Source organism: Shigella dysenteriae (assembly GCF_022354085.1).
GTDB classification, from domain to species: Bacteria; Pseudomonadota; Gammaproteobacteria; order Enterobacterales; family Enterobacteriaceae; genus Escherichia; species Escherichia coli.
In genome coordinates this window covers 386,373-399,392 of sequence record NZ_CP055055.1, presented here as the reverse complement: position 1 = coordinate 399,392, position 13,020 = coordinate 386,373, and the positions used below count along the sequence as shown (strand labels likewise).

The window sequence follows — 13,020 nt, the reverse complement described above, 5'->3', positions numbered from 1 at the left end:
CTGTATCGGGACTCATCGATATTAGGTAACAATACGCGGGATGAATACTAAGATTTAGATCTAATGTTAATTTTATGTTTAAAATGAGTGTCATATCACGGTGATAACGCGAAACAGCTCACAAAAATACACGCTTACGGGGTCTTTGCAACACAAAATAGCGCCGTTTGGCAAACTGAAGGGTTTATTGCTGAATGCCTGCTCCCCTCTGGTTCGAGGGGAACAGAATGCGCTGCTTAGAGGATTTCCAGCAGTTCGACTTCAAACACCAGGGTGCTGAACGGAGGGATGGATGCGCCTGCGCCGCGCTCGCCATATGCCAGTTCCTGCGGGATAGTCAGTTCCCATTTAGAACCTACCGGCATCAGAGTCAGTGCTTCAATCCAGCCAGGGATCACGCCATTAACCGGGAATTCAGCGGGTTCACCACGAGCAACGGAGCTGTCAAACACGGTGCCGTCGATCAGTTTACCGGTGTAATGAACACGAACGCGGTCGGTACGTGCCGGAATTGCGCCTTCACCCTGGTTGATCACGCGGAATTGCAGGCCAGATTCGGTGCTATTCACACCTTCTTTTTTGGCGTTTTCTTCCAGGTATTTCACACCTTCTGCAGCCATCGCCTGGAAACGCTGACGACGAACGGCATCGGCGCGTTCGTGGATTTCACGCAGCGCGCGATGCACCACATCAACCGGAACAGCCGGATGTTTGCCTTCCAGCGCATCGGCAATACCTGCAACCAGTGCTTCTGGCAGCAGCCCTTCCAGGCCAGATTCACTCAGTTGTTGCCCTACCTGCAAACCAATGCCGTAGCTTGCTTGCGCTTCGATGGTGTCAAAAGTTGGGGTGGTCATCGTATTTCCTTTCTTAGGGTATAAAAGTAGCGGGCAGCATATCAGCCACACTTCTTTGGGTAAAACTTTGTCGCAGGAATGATGACAAATCCCGGGGAAAAAGAAACAATAGCAATATCCCGTATGAATATAATAAAGGCGGGTTTACCACGGACATCATAGCGTTAGCTTATTCATAGGCTATGATTGAGGAACAAGACGCGGAGCAGGAGGAAACCATGCCCGGGCGCTTTGAACTAAAACCAACCCTGGAGAAAGTCTGGCACGCGCCGGACAATTTTCGCTTCATGGACCCGCTGCCGCCGATGCATCGTCGGGGGATCATTATTGCCGCCATTGTATTGGTGGTCGGATTTCTGCTTCCATCTGATGATACGCCCAACGCGCCGGTGGTGACGCGTGAAGCGCAGTTAGATATTCAGTCGCAATCACAACCGCCGACAGAAGAACAGCTGCGGGCGCAATTAGTCACCCCACAAAATGATCCTGATCAGGTGGCTCCGGTCGCTCCAGAACCTATACAGGAAGGCCAGCCAGAAGAACAGCCGCAAACTACCCAAACGCAACCATTCCAGCCAGATAGCGGAATTGATAATCAATGGCGCTCTTACCGTGTCGAACCCGGTAAAACGATGGCGCAGCTGTTCCGCGACCACGGACTGCCCGCTACCGATGTCTATGCAATGGCGCAGGTAGAAGGCGCGGGTAAGCCGCTGAGTAATTTGCAAAACGGGCAGATGGTGAAAATCCGCCAGAACGCCAGCGGCGTGGTGACGGGCTTAACCATTGATACGGGGAATAATCAACAGGTCCTGTTTACCCGCCAGCCGGATGGCAGTTTTATTCGCGCGCGGTAGATGAAGGGTCAACCAGAAGCCAGCTAAGGATTGTCTCTTTGATGACCTTACGTCTGGCTTCCAGTGCCTGGGGTGAAATCATACTGATGTGTTGACATCCTCCACGCCCTGAAGGACGTGGATCCCTGCTACGTTCAGGCTGTCGCCTGAATCATTTCGGTGGGTTCCTGCTTCAACGAGCGGCCTGACTGCACCATCTCTCCACAGGCAAGAACGGCGTGCCCCGCCGCTAAAATGTTACGAGCGCCATTTACATCAGCGTTCGCTGTATATCCACATGCCTGGCATCTGAATTTACTTTGTGACAGGCGATTTTCTTTCGCTGTATGACCACAGCACGCGCAACGCTGGCTTGTGTACGCTGGCGGAACAGCAAGCACCTGACCGCCTCGCCAGAGCTGCTTGTACTCAAGCTGGCGGCGCATTTCATACCAGCCCTGATCCAGTATCGAACGGTTTAAACCTGATTTTGCCCGGACATTGCGCCCCGGCTGGCTGACCGTACCCGCTGCTGACTTTGACATGTTGCTGACCTTCAAATCCTCAATGACTATCATTGCGTGGTTTTTGCTGACGGTCGTTGTGACTTTGTGAAGGTAGTCCCTGCGGATATTTGCGATACAGGAATGCAGTCGCTGTATTTTGCGTTTCTGCTTCTGCCAGTTGTTGCTGAATTTGACCTTGCGGCTTAACTGTCGCTGAAGTCTCGCCAGCGTCTTCTGGTTTTTCTGAAAACTGTTTACAGGCCCAAAGACTGTGCCATCTGACAGCGTGGCGAGTTTAGCCACGCCAGCATCCAGTCCGACCATTAATGCTGAAGGGTGAACCGGAGTTGATACTTCATTTTCAGTCTGAATACTGATGTACCACTTACCGCAGGACTGGCTGACAGTGACATTTTTCACAACACCCGTGACCTGACGGCTATTCCGGTAGCGCATCCAGCCAAGTTTCGGCAGAAAAATACGGCTGTTTTCCTGATCGAGCTTAACGCCCTGCGGGTAGCGGAATGCATCATTCTGTCCCCGCTTCTTGAATCGGGGAAAAGCAGCCCGCTTCTGGAAGAAGTTTTTGTAAGCCCGCTCAAGGTCTTTCAGTGACTGTTGCAATGGCTGTGACGGGGCATCTTTAAGCCATTGCGTTTCAGTGGCATTTTTCCACTCAACCAGCCAGGAAGCCATTTTCCCGTAAGGGATGTATTTATTACCGGCCTCATGATTCTCATTCTGAAGCGCCAGAGCACGATTGAAAACGAAACGACATGCGCCTGCGAAGCGCCTCATTTCACGCTCCTGTTGACCACCGGGTCTTAACTGGAATTTAAATGCCTGTAGTCGTTTCACAGGCCAAATGATACTTTGGTCTGTGAAAAAAGAAACCGATATCCGGCGTGGAAGGCATTGTGTTTTCCTGATGCATGTTCACCTGGTCTTTGTCACCAAATACCGACGCCAGATTTTTGACCATGACGCGACAGAAAAACTACGCACTTACTTTTCAAAGGTATGTGCTGATTTTGAAGCTGAACTGGTTGAAATGGATGGCGAACCAGATCACGTCCATTTGTTAATTAACTATCCTCCCAAACTGGCGATATCCAGTCTGGTAAACAGCCTCAAAGGCGTATCGGGTAGGTTACTGCGACGAGATCGACCAGATATTGCAGTCAGGTATTACTACAAAGGCGTTTTGTGGAGTCCTGGCTATTTTGCCAGTAGCTGCGGAGGTGCGCCAATATCCGCCATCCGTCAATACATTGAACAACAGCAAACACCTGGTTAGGTGGAAAACCGCGCCGTATATCCCCGCCCTGAAGGACGGGGTTTTACGGCGCACCGGATAAACCAGGCCAAGCGTATGCTGGTTGATCAAATAATATCCCCCAAGCGCAGCAATATTAATATTCACCTGAAATGGGTCGATATCTGGCTTAAAAATATTGTGTTTCTTCCCTTCATCCAATAAGGATTCCATTAACTGCAAGTGCGCATGGGTAATTTCTAAGAGACGCTGTGATTTTGCATAATGCACACCTTTACTTTGATTTTCACTATGCACAATTTTTAAAAACCAAGGATTGGCAATATAATAATTCCATGTAAAATCAATAATTTTCTCAATGGCTTTTTGTGGCTGGTTAACCTGCTGATTAACGAATACACCAATACCGACAGCGTAGAATAATTACATACCGCACAACAAGAATGTACGGTGTAAGGCGTGGAAGTCATTTTCTCCCCTGCTGCATCGTTATATCCACAATGAGCGATTTTTGATATTAATATCTTTCACCATCCGCTATTTTCACTACTTCAGAAAACAAACTTATTTTTATTAATATCAATTCTTTTTCTTTGAACATTCAACTGCGATATTTGTAAAAATATTAAACAGGCAACAATAAAATGACATTACCAACAACTATTTATTCATTCCCCGCATATTTACCTCGTTTTTCGTCCACCGACAAACCAGCAAAACTAAAATTTCATCAATACGCACGCGCTACATTACTGTCAAATCGTGGAAGAGATCATAATTGCGATGGCAGACGTACTGTTGAGATCCACAAACTAGATCTCTCAGACTGGCAAGCATTCAATAAGTTAGCGACGAGGTGTAATGCTTACGATGGAATCACAATGAATGGTGATAATTCTTTTGGATGGAACCATGAAGCTACATTAGATAATATTCACGCCCAGAAATACAATAAAGCTTACGCGGGTGCGAGGTTAACCGCAGAACTGAAATATTTATTGCAAGATGTCGAATCCTTCGAACCCAACAGTAAATACACAATACACGAAGTGGTTTTGGGACCTGGTTATGGTACTCCAGACTATACCGGCCAAACGATAGGATACGTTGTAACCCTTCCTGCCCAAATGCCTAATTGCTGGTCATCTGAACTACCAACAATCGATCTTTATATCGACCAACTTCGCACTGTTACAGGCGTTTCTAATGCCCTCGGATTCATCATTGCTGCATTGCTAAACGCGTATTCTGATTTACCCCATGATTTGAAAATTGGTCTGCGTTCCTTATCAAGTTCAGCCGCAATCTACTCGGGTTTGGGTTTCGAGCGAGTGCCGCAGGAGCGAGACATCAGTTGCGCTCGTATGTATCTAACGCCAGCAAACCATCCTGACTTATGGACACAAGAGAATGGTGAATGGATCTACTTGCGAAACTAATACCTGACGAAAAATAGAAAGCAAAACGCCGACCACTGGTCGGCGTTTTTACGTCTCGTTGAATAACGAATTATTCAGCTACTACGTTTACGATCACTTTCGCGAATACTTCGCTGTGAACCTGGAAGCTCACTTCGTGTTCGCCAGTGGTACGCAGAACGCCGTTCGGCAGACGAACTTCGCTCTTAGCCACTTCAACGCCAGCTGCAGTTACAGCGTCAGCGATGTCGCGAGTACCGATGGAACCGAACAGTTTACCTTCGTCGCCAGCTTTAGACGCGATGGTAACAGTTTCCAGTGCATTGATTTTCTCAGCGCGAGCATTAGCAGCTGCCAGAACCTCAGCCAGTTTAGCTTCCAGTTCAGCGCGACGTGCTTCGAAGAATTCAATGTTTTTCTTGGTAGCTGGAACAGCTTTACCCTGCGGTACCAGGAAGTTACGAGCATAGCCCGCTTTAACGTTTACCTGATCACCCAGGCTACCCAGGTTTGCTACTTTATCAAGCAGAATAACTTGCATTACCTTATCCTCTCAAAGTCGTATTAATGGACCGTGACCGATTACTGATGGCGATCAGTGTACGGCAGCAGGGACAGGTAGCGAGCGCGTTTGATAGCGCGAGCCAGCTGACGCTGGTATTTTGCACGGGTACCGGTGATACGGCTTGGGACAATCTTACCGCTTTCGGTGATGTAGTTTTTCAGCGTAGCGATATCTTTATAGTCGATCTCTTGAACGCCTTCCGCGGTGAAACGGCAGAACTTGCGACGACGGAAATAACGTGCCATATGGCTAGTCTCCAGAATCTATCAATTCAATCTGCTCGGCATGCAAAACCATTTTGCTCAGTCCGTTCTTTGCCTTGTGGCATGAAATGAACCCCTGAACGGTTATGCGACTGCCGACCGTTATACTGTGAGTAATGGCCTGGTTTTCGTGTCCGCTAACAATAACGGGCATTTGGCACCACGCCTGCCGGTGAAAACCGGCTTCCTCCTGCACAGAACGATGCTCAAGCACGAACTGGCAGTGAGGAATTCCTGATGGACTGACCTTTCGAAGGGGAGTCCTGCACACGGTGCCGGACAACACCAGACGGTTGGTCATCAGAAATTACTCTTCAGAATCCCCAGCTTCAGCATCATCAGCGGTTTCGTTTGCGAAATCATCGCGACGCTCACGGCGCTCGTCTTTCGCTTTAACCATCGGAGATGCTTCGGTAACAGCGTGCTTGGTACGCATAACCATGCTGCGGATAACGGCATCGTTGAAGCGGAAGGTAGTTTCCAGCTCATCGATCACTTCCTGCGGAGCTTCAACGTTCATCAGAACGTAGTGAGCTTTGTGCAGTTTGTTGATCGGGTAAGCCAGCTGACGGCGGCCCCAGTCTTCCAGACGGTGGATCTTGCCTTCTGCACCAGTGATGGCAGCAGTGTAGCGCTCGATCATGCCCGGAACCTGTTCGCTCTGGTCAGGATGGACCATAAAAACGATTTCGTAATGACGCATCGAATTGCTCCTTACGGATTATTCAGCCTCCTGTCTGGGTCAGCCGAATCCCGGGGAGGCAAGGAACGTGTTAAAGGTCGGCTGAAAAATGACGCGTTATAGTACTGACATACCCCGCTAAACTCAAGGCCAGCCGACAAATAAATCTCATCTTTCACCAAAGTGGACTAACACGCTGATTTGAAGTTCATCACACTTCATCATGGTGTTTTTTTGAACAACTGCATCAGAAATGGTCACCATCAACTTCTTTATCATTGATTAAAATTAAATCAGAAGATCATCACAGAGGAGAGCACACAAAGTCAGCCGTCGAGGAGGTATCTATGTTCAGTCGTGTTTTAGCCCTTCTGGCTGTGCTTTTGCTAAGTGCAAATACATGGGCAGCCATTGAAATTAATAACCACCAGGCCAGAAATATGGACGATGTGCAAAGCTTAGGCGTGATTTATATCAATCATAACTTCGCCACTGAAAGCGAAGCACGTCAGGCATTAAATGAAGAAACAGATGCGCAAGGCGCAACGTACTACCACGTAATTCTGATGCGGGAACCGGGGAGTAACGGCAATATGCACGCCAGCGCGGATATTTATCGCTAGCACCAGGTATAACCAACGAAACATTGCCATAGTTTGCTTTGCCCCCTTCGCAGGGGGCTTTTTTTGAAAAACGGCTGCGGAATTAGACCAGTTATCTCCCGAGGAAGGAAATTTCCGCAGCGCGTGTTCTACTTCTGCCCGTAATAAGCGTTAGGACCGTGTTTACGCATGAAGTGTTTATTCATCAGGTAGCTGTCGATGTGATTGAGTTGTGGGTTAATGCCGCGGGCAATCCACGCCATTTTCGCCACTTCTTCCATCACCACCGCGTTATGCACCGCATCGTGAGCATCTTTCCCCCAGGCGAACGGCCCGTGCTGATACACCACAATTCCCGGCGTATGCAGCGGCTCGGCGTTGCCCAGCGTTTCGATAATCACTTTGCCGGTGTTCAGTTCATACTCGCCCTGCACCTCTTCTTCGCTTAACCCGCGCGTACACGGAATGTCGCCAAAGAAGTAGTCGGCGTGCGTGGTGCCTAACGCCGGGATCGCCAGCCCCGCCTGCGCCCATGCGGTAGCATGAGTTGAGTGGGTATGGACAATGCCGCCAAGCGACGGGTAACGACGGTAGAGTTCAAGATGCGTCGCTGTGTCGGAAGACGGACGATATTCCCCTTCCACCACCTTACCGCTCATATCGACCACCACCATATCGTCTGCTTTCATGGTTTCGTAGGCGACGCCGCTGGGCTTGATCACCACCAGCCCGCGTTCGCGGTCGATAGCGCTGACGTTGCCCCAGGTAAAGGTCACCAGCCCATAGCGCGGCAGATCCATGTTGGCTTCAAACACCTGCTGTTTTAGCTTTTGCATTATGCCGCCTCCACCATGCCCGCTTTGGCCATGCGCGCTTTCACCCAATCACGCGCTTTCGCCACTTCTGCCGCCGGGTCTTCCGCCGTTTCGCTCCACATCTCAATCAGGTACGGCCCGCAATAGCCACTCTGTTTGAGCGTTTCAAAGCAACGTTCAAAATCCACTACACCTTCGCCAAACGGCACGTTTTTAAAGACACCCGGTTTGGTGTCTTTCACATGCACCGCGACGATATGCCCCATTCCGGCCTGCAACTCCATCTGCACGTCGTTGTCCCACGCCGACAGGTTGCCGATATCCGGGTAGAGCTGGAACCACGGATTGTTGAGATAGTGCGCGTAGCCCAGCGCCTTGCTGATGGAGTTCATCAGAGGATAATCCATGATCTCCATCGCCAGCGTCACCTGCGCGCGGCTTGCCATCTCAACGCTCTCTTTCAGTCCGTCACGGAAACGACGACGCGTTTCGTTATTGGCTTCCTGATAGTAAACGTCATAGCCCGCCAGCTGGATCACGCGAATGCCAACGTCCTGGGCGAACTGGATAGCTTTACGCATAATCTCCAGCCCCTGCGCCCGCACCGCGTCATCTTCACTGCCCAGTGGGAAACGACGATGAGCAGAAAGGCACATGGACGGCACGCGCACGCCGGTTTCAACAATCACATTGACCAGCGCCAGACGCTGCTCGCGGCTCCAGTCGAGGCGCGACAGGCGCTCGTCCGTTTCATCTACCGACATCTCGACAAAATCGAAGCCCAACGTTTTTGCCAGTTGCAGGCGTTCCAGCCAGCACTCCCCGGCGGGGAGCGCTTTTTCATAGATGCCAAGCGGGATTTGTTTGGACAACATATCCGCTCCTTAGCCCCACAGTTCAGCGATGGAACGTTTGAACTGACGTGCGGCTTCCACCGGAGAAGCGGCATCACGGATACTACGGCCCGCGATAAAGACGTGAATCGGAATACCCTTGAACAGCGGCAGATCTTCCAGCGCCAGGCCTCCGGTGACGGTGACTTTGAAGCCCATATCGGAAAGACGTTTGATCGCGGTAATGTCCGCTTCACCCCACGCCACACCTGCGGCCTGTGCGTCACGGCTGCGGTGATAAACCACCTGCTGAATGCCTGCATCGCGCCACTGTTGCGCCTGTTCCCAGGTCCAGTAACCGGTCAGTTCGATCTGCACGTCGCCGTTAAACTCTTTTGCCACGTCCAGCGCGCCTTTGGCGGTGTTGATATCCGCACAGCAAATTACCGTCACCCAGTCAGCGTTGGCTTCGAAGCACATACGCGAAAGGATTTTGCCTGCATCGGCAATTTTGGCGTCTGCCAGTACGATTTTGTGCGGGTAGAGCGCTTTCAGGTCACGAACCGCACGCACGCCTTCGCCCACGCACAGAATGGTGCCCACTTCGATAATGTCGACTTCTTCGGCAATCAGGCGAGTGGTTTCGTAGGCGCTATCCATAGTCTGGTTGTCCAGCGCGACTTGCAACATCGGTAATGACATGTTCAATTCCTTCTTAAGCTGCCGCGTTGGTGCGGTCAATTAAATCCAGTACTTCCTGCTCGGTACGGCAGGCGCGTAAACGGTCAAAATTCTCTTCATCTTCAAACAGGTTGACGATCTGCATGATGCCCACTTCCTGGTGAGTATTGGCATCGACCGCCGCCATGGTGATGAGGATATCCACCGGATCGTTGTCGTCGTGGTTAAATTCCAGCGGCTTTTTCAGCGTTACCAGAGAGAAACCGGTTTTCTTAACACCCTCTTCCGGCCGCCCGTGCGGCATCGCCAGCCCCGGAGCGATAACGAAATAAGGGCCAAACTGTTCCACGCCATCCAGAATCGCCTGGTAATAGCGCGGCTCGACAACGTCCGCCGCCACCAGCAGATCGACGCCGATTTTCACCGCGTCCTGCCAGGTTTCAGCTTCAGCCTGCAGGCGGATGGATTTATTTACAGCCAGCGAATCACGTAATTTCATGGCGCGTCCTTACTTCACATCCTGCGGGAAATGCTCTTTGATCACTTCCAGCAGTTTCGGGCCAAAGTCAGCAGGAGAGAGCATGTTGCGCACGCCAACCACGTATTTGTTGCCGGTCACGGTGATTTCGCCCGCAATGTGCGTAGAAGCGATGATGATATCCGCGCCGCTCAACTCGCTTTTGTATTCGCCAACCGCGCAGCTGTTTACCGTGTGGTCAATGTTTGATTGGGTTAAAAACTGGTCCACTTTCATCTTCATGATCATGGAACTGCCTTGTCCGTTGCCACACACAGCCAGAATACGTACGGTCATAATCAAAACTCCTTATTAAGCAGACTGTTCTGCCAGTTGTTTTTCTGCATCTTCTTCTGCGCGCAGCGCGCGGCCAGCGAAGAACATATAAGCCAGTGCAATTACAATGATGACGGCCATAAAGGCGATACCGATGGAGAAGAAGCCCTGCATCATCGGCGGTGCCAGAATCGACCAGTCCGCCATACCCATCCAGGCACTCATACCGGTAAGTTTCACCGCCCAGACGCAACCAAAGATTTCGATCATCCCCATCACCAGACAAATCTTCAGCGCCGCACGCCAGCCGCCGAAGTGGTTAGCGAACACGCCGATGGTGGCGTTGGAGAAGAACATCGGGATAAAGCCTGGAATAATCAGAATGGAAGAGCCGCAGGCGACCAGGATGCCAACTGCAATCAGCTGACCGATGGTGCCCCACATAAAGCCCCAGACCACGGCGTTCGGCGCGAAGCTATAGATAGCCGCACAGTCAATCGCCAGAACCGCACCTGGGATCAGGCGCTGGGAGATACCGTTAAATGCTTCAGAGAGTTCCGCCACAAACATGCGCACGCCCTGAGTGATGATGAAGATCGCCACCGCGAAGGAGAAACCGGTTTGCAGGATGTAGACCGTCCAGTGCACTTTGCCCGCCATCGCCTGCACGGTGTCGATACCGAAGGAGAGCAGAATGGCACCAAAGAAGATGGTCATGACAATCGCCGTGGAGACGATGTTGTCGTGGAAAATATTCAGCCAGCCTGGCAGTTTGAGGTCTTCAACGCTTTCCTCTTTTTTGCCGAGGAACGGCGCAACTTTATAGGCAATCCATGATGCAAACTGTTGCTGGTGACCGATGGAGAAACCACAGCCGTCGGTGACTTCCTGAGTCGGCTTGTACATCATGTTGGAGGTAATGCCCCAATAGAGCGAAACCAGAATCGCGGTGCAGATAATGGTGGTCCACATGGAGTAGCCAAAGATGAACAGCGTGACGGCAATCAGCCCCGCCTGCTGAAACATAATGTGGCCGGTCAGCATGATGGTACGAATACCGGTAATGCGACGCAGCAGCACGTAACAGATGTTCAGTGCCAGCGCTAACAACACCGCGTAACCTACCCAGCTATAGGCATCGCCCATGCGGTCGATGGTTGCCATCATCGAAGCGTAAGTATCTGAAATTGCGCCGTTAATGCCGTAGACTTCGGACATTTTCGCCACCACCGGTTTGAAGGTGCTGGTGAGGATGCCGGACCCTGCCTGCAACAACATGAAACCAATTATGGTTTTAATCGTGCCTTTAATAATAACGCTGACACTTTTGCGCAGTAGGATGTAGCCCAGACAGGTCACAATACCCAGCAACAACGGGGCATTGGTCATGACCTGGTTAAAAAACACGGTAAAGATGTTGTAGAGGATCTCCATAACGATCTCCTGAAGAAGAGGTAACCGGGTATTCCACACACCCGGAATGTTGTGCACTCACTCTAATTTTCAAAAGTAATCACAACAAGATTATTTATGATTAAATGTGACGCGACCCGCAAATAATTCCACATGGAAAGAGTGGGATTCACACAACGAAACAATTATTCATTTAAATTCATTTAGTTAATCGAATTACACATTCCATTAAATCTTTCCATACTCAAAATCAACAACAACTTCCCTGGCAAAAAGTCAAAAAACGGTCATTGCCTTCCTGAAAAAATAGTGTCAGGATTAATCAAAACCAATCACATATTGATTCGAATTGAACTATCATGAAGGTAAATGGCGATGAGTAAAGTGAAAAGTATTACCCGTGAATCCTGGATCCTGAGCACTTTCCCGGAGTGGGGTAGCTGGCTGAATGAAGAAATTGAACAAGAGCAGGTAGCTCCTGGTACATTCGCGATGTGGTGGCTCGGTTGTACCGGGATCTGGCTGAAATCGGAAGGCGGTACCAACGTCTGCGTCGATTTTTGGTGCGGTACTGGCAAACAAAGTCACGGTAACCCGCTGATGAAACAGGGTCACCAGATGCAGCGTATGGCTGGCGTGAAAAAACTGCAGCCGAACCTGCGTACCACCCCGTTTGTTCTTGATCCGTTTGCGATTCGCCAGATCGACGCGGTACTGGCGACTCACGATCACAACGATCATATCGACGTTAACGTCGCTGCTGCCGTGATGCAGAACTGTGCTGATGACGTACCGTTTATCGGACCGAAAACCTGTGTGGATTTGTGGATTGGCTGGGGCGTACCGAAAGAGCGTTGCATCGTGGTCAAACCGGGCGATGTAGTAAAAGTGAAAGACATTGAAATTCATGCACTTGATGCTTTCGACCGTACTGCACTGATCACCCTGCCTGCCGATCAAAAAGCGGCTGGCGTACTGCCAGATGGCATGGACGATCGCGCGGTGAACTACCTGTTCAAAACGCCTGGCGGCTCCCTGTATCACAGCGGCGACTCCCACTACTCTAACTATTATGCGAAGCACGGTAACGAACATCAGATCGACGTGGCGTTAGGATCGTACGGCGAAAACCCGCGCGGTATCACCGACAAAATGACCAGCGTCGATATGCTGCGTATGGGCGAAGCGCTGAATGCGAAAGTAGTGATCCCGTTCCACCACGATATCTGGTCAAACTTCCAGGCCGATCCGCAAGAGATCCGCGTGCTGTGGGAGATGAAAAAAGATCGCCTGAAATATGGCTTTAAGCCGTTTATCTGGCAGGTGGGCGGCAAATTTACCTGGCCGCTGGATAAAGACAACTTCGAGTACCACTATCCGCGCGGTTTCGATGATTGCTTCACTATTGAACCGGATCTGCCGTTCAAGTCATTCCTGTAATCTGTCGTTTATACCGGATAGCGTGGAGAAGTTCGCGCTA

General features: G+C 50.5%; 17 protein-coding genes and 2 pseudogenes. 5 read left to right on the top strand and 14 right to left on the bottom strand.

Annotated features, from left to right (window positions below; translation table 11 throughout):
• Positions 1-236 precede the first annotated feature (236 nt).
• A complete protein-coding gene (gene fklB, locus HUZ68_RS02050) occupies positions 237-857 on the bottom strand; it encodes a BamJ family beta-barrel-assembly machinery protein (protein WP_000211225.1) in 621 nt (206 codons plus the stop codon).
• 218 nt (positions 858-1,075) lie between these two features.
• Between fklB and ytfB the strand changes: the two genes are divergently transcribed.
• Complete coding sequence (ytfB, locus tag HUZ68_RS02045; RefSeq protein ID WP_001119478.1) at positions 1,076-1,714, top strand: cell division protein YtfB; 639 nt, start codon at positions 1,076-1,078, stop codon at positions 1,712-1,714.
• On the opposite strand, the pseudogene HUZ68_RS02040 reads toward ytfB, so the two are convergent.
• Positions 1,698-1,805 (bottom strand): annotated as a pseudogene (locus HUZ68_RS02040) (TetR/AcrR family transcriptional regulator); the annotation flags it as partial. The gene ytfB and the pseudogene HUZ68_RS02040 sit on opposite strands and share 17 nt — an antisense overlap.
• A 43-nt stretch (positions 1,806-1,848) precedes the next feature.
• Complete coding sequence (locus HUZ68_RS02035; RefSeq protein WP_001383770.1) at positions 1,849-3,057, bottom strand: RNA-guided endonuclease InsQ/TnpB family protein; 1,209 nt, start codon at positions 3,055-3,057, stop codon at positions 1,849-1,851.
• Between the two features lie 7 nt (positions 3,058-3,064).
• On the opposite strand from HUZ68_RS02035, the gene tnpA reads away from it, so the two are divergent.
• Positions 3,065-3,496 carry an IS200/IS605-like element IS609 family transposase gene (gene tnpA / locus HUZ68_RS02030; RefSeq protein ID WP_000604912.1) on the top strand — a complete coding sequence of 144 codons (432 nt, stop codon included), beginning with the start codon at positions 3,065-3,067 and terminating at the stop codon, positions 3,494-3,496.
• 36 nt (positions 3,497-3,532) lie between these two features.
• Here tnpA and HUZ68_RS02025 read toward each other — a convergent pair.
• A pseudogene (locus HUZ68_RS02025) lies at positions 3,533-3,847 on the bottom strand (TetR/AcrR family transcriptional regulator); the annotation flags it as partial.
• Between the two features lie 272 nt (positions 3,848-4,119).
• Here HUZ68_RS02025 and HUZ68_RS02020 point away from each other — a divergent pair.
• Positions 4,120-4,914 carry a DUF2686 family protein gene (locus tag HUZ68_RS02020; RefSeq protein WP_033815212.1) on the top strand — a complete coding sequence of 265 codons (795 nt, stop codon included), beginning with the start codon at positions 4,120-4,122 and terminating at the stop codon, positions 4,912-4,914.
• Between the two features lie 70 nt (positions 4,915-4,984).
• Here HUZ68_RS02020 and rplI read toward each other — a convergent pair whose 3' ends face one another.
• From rplI to rpsF, 4 genes are read right to left on the bottom strand one after another with little or no spacing between them, the layout of a single operon-like run.
• On the bottom strand, positions 4,985-5,434 hold the full coding sequence (rplI, locus tag HUZ68_RS02015; protein ID WP_001196062.1) for a 50S ribosomal protein L9: 450 nt from the start codon (positions 5,432-5,434) through the stop codon (positions 4,985-4,987).
• A gap of 41 nt (positions 5,435-5,475) precedes the next feature.
• On the bottom strand, positions 5,476-5,703 hold the full coding sequence (rpsR, locus tag HUZ68_RS02010; RefSeq protein ID WP_000135199.1) for a 30S ribosomal protein S18: 228 nt from the start codon (positions 5,701-5,703) through the stop codon (positions 5,476-5,478).
• 4 nt (positions 5,704-5,707) lie between these two features.
• On the bottom strand, positions 5,708-6,022 hold the full coding sequence (gene priB, locus HUZ68_RS02005; RefSeq protein ID WP_001296681.1) for a primosomal replication protein N: 315 nt from the start codon (positions 6,020-6,022) through the stop codon (positions 5,708-5,710).
• A 6-nt stretch (positions 6,023-6,028) separates the two neighbouring features.
• The gene (gene rpsF, locus HUZ68_RS02000) at positions 6,029-6,424 is read right to left on the bottom strand and encodes a 30S ribosomal protein S6 (RefSeq protein WP_001216676.1); all 396 of its coding nucleotides are present in this window, start codon (positions 6,422-6,424) and stop codon (positions 6,029-6,031) included.
• A gap of 326 nt (positions 6,425-6,750) precedes the next feature.
• On the opposite strand from rpsF, the gene yjfY reads away from it, so the two are divergent.
• On the top strand, positions 6,751-7,026 hold the full coding sequence (yjfY, locus tag HUZ68_RS01995; protein WP_000492914.1) for a DUF1471 family protein YjfY: 276 nt from the start codon (positions 6,751-6,753) through the stop codon (positions 7,024-7,026).
• Positions 7,027-7,154: 128 nt separating this feature from the next.
• Here the strand turns inward: yjfY and ulaF are convergent, their stop codons facing one another.
• The 6 genes from ulaF to ulaA are packed head-to-tail and all read right to left on the bottom strand — an operon-like array spanning position 7,155 to position 11,561.
• The gene (gene ulaF / locus HUZ68_RS01990; protein ID WP_001170808.1) at positions 7,155-7,841 is read right to left on the bottom strand and encodes an L-ribulose-5-phosphate 4-epimerase UlaF; all 687 of its coding nucleotides are present in this window, start codon (positions 7,839-7,841) and stop codon (positions 7,155-7,157) included.
• The gene (gene ulaE, locus HUZ68_RS01985; RefSeq protein WP_033815213.1) at positions 7,841-8,695 is read right to left on the bottom strand and encodes an L-ribulose-5-phosphate 3-epimerase UlaE; all 855 of its coding nucleotides are present in this window, start codon (positions 8,693-8,695) and stop codon (positions 7,841-7,843) included. Before ulaE ends, ulaF begins: the two co-directional genes overlap by 1 nt.
• A 9-nt stretch (positions 8,696-8,704) precedes the next feature.
• Positions 8,705-9,355: a 3-keto-L-gulonate-6-phosphate decarboxylase UlaD gene (gene ulaD / locus HUZ68_RS01980; protein ID WP_000056760.1), complete on the bottom strand. Its 651-nt coding sequence runs from the start codon at positions 9,353-9,355 to the stop codon at positions 8,705-8,707.
• Between the two features lie 13 nt (positions 9,356-9,368).
• The gene (gene ulaC, locus HUZ68_RS01975; protein WP_000776543.1) at positions 9,369-9,833 is read right to left on the bottom strand and encodes a PTS ascorbate transporter subunit IIA; all 465 of its coding nucleotides are present in this window, start codon (positions 9,831-9,833) and stop codon (positions 9,369-9,371) included.
• Between the two features lie 9 nt (positions 9,834-9,842).
• Positions 9,843-10,148 carry a PTS ascorbate transporter subunit IIB gene (gene ulaB, locus HUZ68_RS01970; RefSeq protein WP_000218362.1) on the bottom strand — a complete coding sequence of 102 codons (306 nt, stop codon included), beginning with the start codon at positions 10,146-10,148 and terminating at the stop codon, positions 9,843-9,845.
• Between the two features lie 15 nt (positions 10,149-10,163).
• Positions 10,164-11,561, bottom strand: a complete 1,398-nt coding sequence (ulaA, locus tag HUZ68_RS01965) for a PTS ascorbate transporter subunit IIC (RefSeq protein ID WP_001350568.1) — start codon at positions 11,559-11,561, stop codon at positions 10,164-10,166.
• Positions 11,562-11,915: 354 nt separating this feature from the next.
• On the opposite strand from ulaA, the gene ulaG reads away from it, so the two are divergent.
• On the top strand, positions 11,916-12,980 hold the full coding sequence (gene ulaG, locus HUZ68_RS01960) for an L-ascorbate 6-phosphate lactonase (protein WP_033815214.1): 1,065 nt from the start codon (positions 11,916-11,918) through the stop codon (positions 12,978-12,980).
• Positions 12,981-13,020 lie beyond the last annotated feature (40 nt).

Excerpts from the sequence above, each read along its gene's own strand:
- fklB (WP_000211225.1), bottom strand. The coding sequence starts at position 857 with ATGACCACCCCAACTTTTGACACCATCGAAGCGCAAGCAAGCTACGGC.
- ytfB (WP_001119478.1), top strand. The coding sequence starts at position 1,076 with ATGCCCGGGCGCTTTGAACTAAAACCAACCCTGGAGAAAGTCTGGCAC.
- tnpA (WP_000604912.1), top strand. The coding sequence starts at position 3,065 with ATGATACTTTGGTCTGTGAAAAAAGAAACCGATATCCGGCGTGGAAGG.
- HUZ68_RS02020 (WP_033815212.1), top strand. The coding sequence starts at position 4,120 with ATGACATTACCAACAACTATTTATTCATTCCCCGCATATTTACCTCGT.
- rplI (WP_001196062.1), bottom strand. The coding sequence starts at position 5,434 with ATGCAAGTTATTCTGCTTGATAAAGTAGCAAACCTGGGTAGCCTGGGT.
- rpsR (WP_000135199.1), bottom strand. The coding sequence starts at position 5,703 with ATGGCACGTTATTTCCGTCGTCGCAAGTTCTGCCGTTTCACCGCGGAA.
- priB (WP_001296681.1), bottom strand. The coding sequence starts at position 6,022 with ATGACCAACCGTCTGGTGTTGTCCGGCACCGTGTGCAGGACTCCCCTT.
- rpsF (WP_001216676.1), bottom strand. The coding sequence starts at position 6,424 with ATGCGTCATTACGAAATCGTTTTTATGGTCCATCCTGACCAGAGCGAA.
- yjfY (WP_000492914.1), top strand. The coding sequence starts at position 6,751 with ATGTTCAGTCGTGTTTTAGCCCTTCTGGCTGTGCTTTTGCTAAGTGCA.
- ulaF (WP_001170808.1), bottom strand. The coding sequence starts at position 7,841 with ATGCAAAAGCTAAAACAGCAGGTGTTTGAAGCCAACATGGATCTGCCG.
- ulaE (WP_033815213.1), bottom strand. The coding sequence starts at position 8,695 with ATGTTGTCCAAACAAATCCCGCTTGGCATCTATGAAAAAGCGCTCCCC.
- ulaD (WP_000056760.1), bottom strand. The coding sequence starts at position 9,355 with ATGTCATTACCGATGTTGCAAGTCGCGCTGGACAACCAGACTATGGAT.
- ulaC (WP_000776543.1), bottom strand. The coding sequence starts at position 9,833 with ATGAAATTACGTGATTCGCTGGCTGTAAATAAATCCATCCGCCTGCAG.
- ulaB (WP_000218362.1), bottom strand. The coding sequence starts at position 10,148 with ATGACCGTACGTATTCTGGCTGTGTGTGGCAACGGACAAGGCAGTTCC.
- ulaA (WP_001350568.1), bottom strand. The coding sequence starts at position 11,561 with ATGGAGATCCTCTACAACATCTTTACCGTGTTTTTTAACCAGGTCATG.
- ulaG (WP_033815214.1), top strand. The coding sequence starts at position 11,916 with ATGAGTAAAGTGAAAAGTATTACCCGTGAATCCTGGATCCTGAGCACT.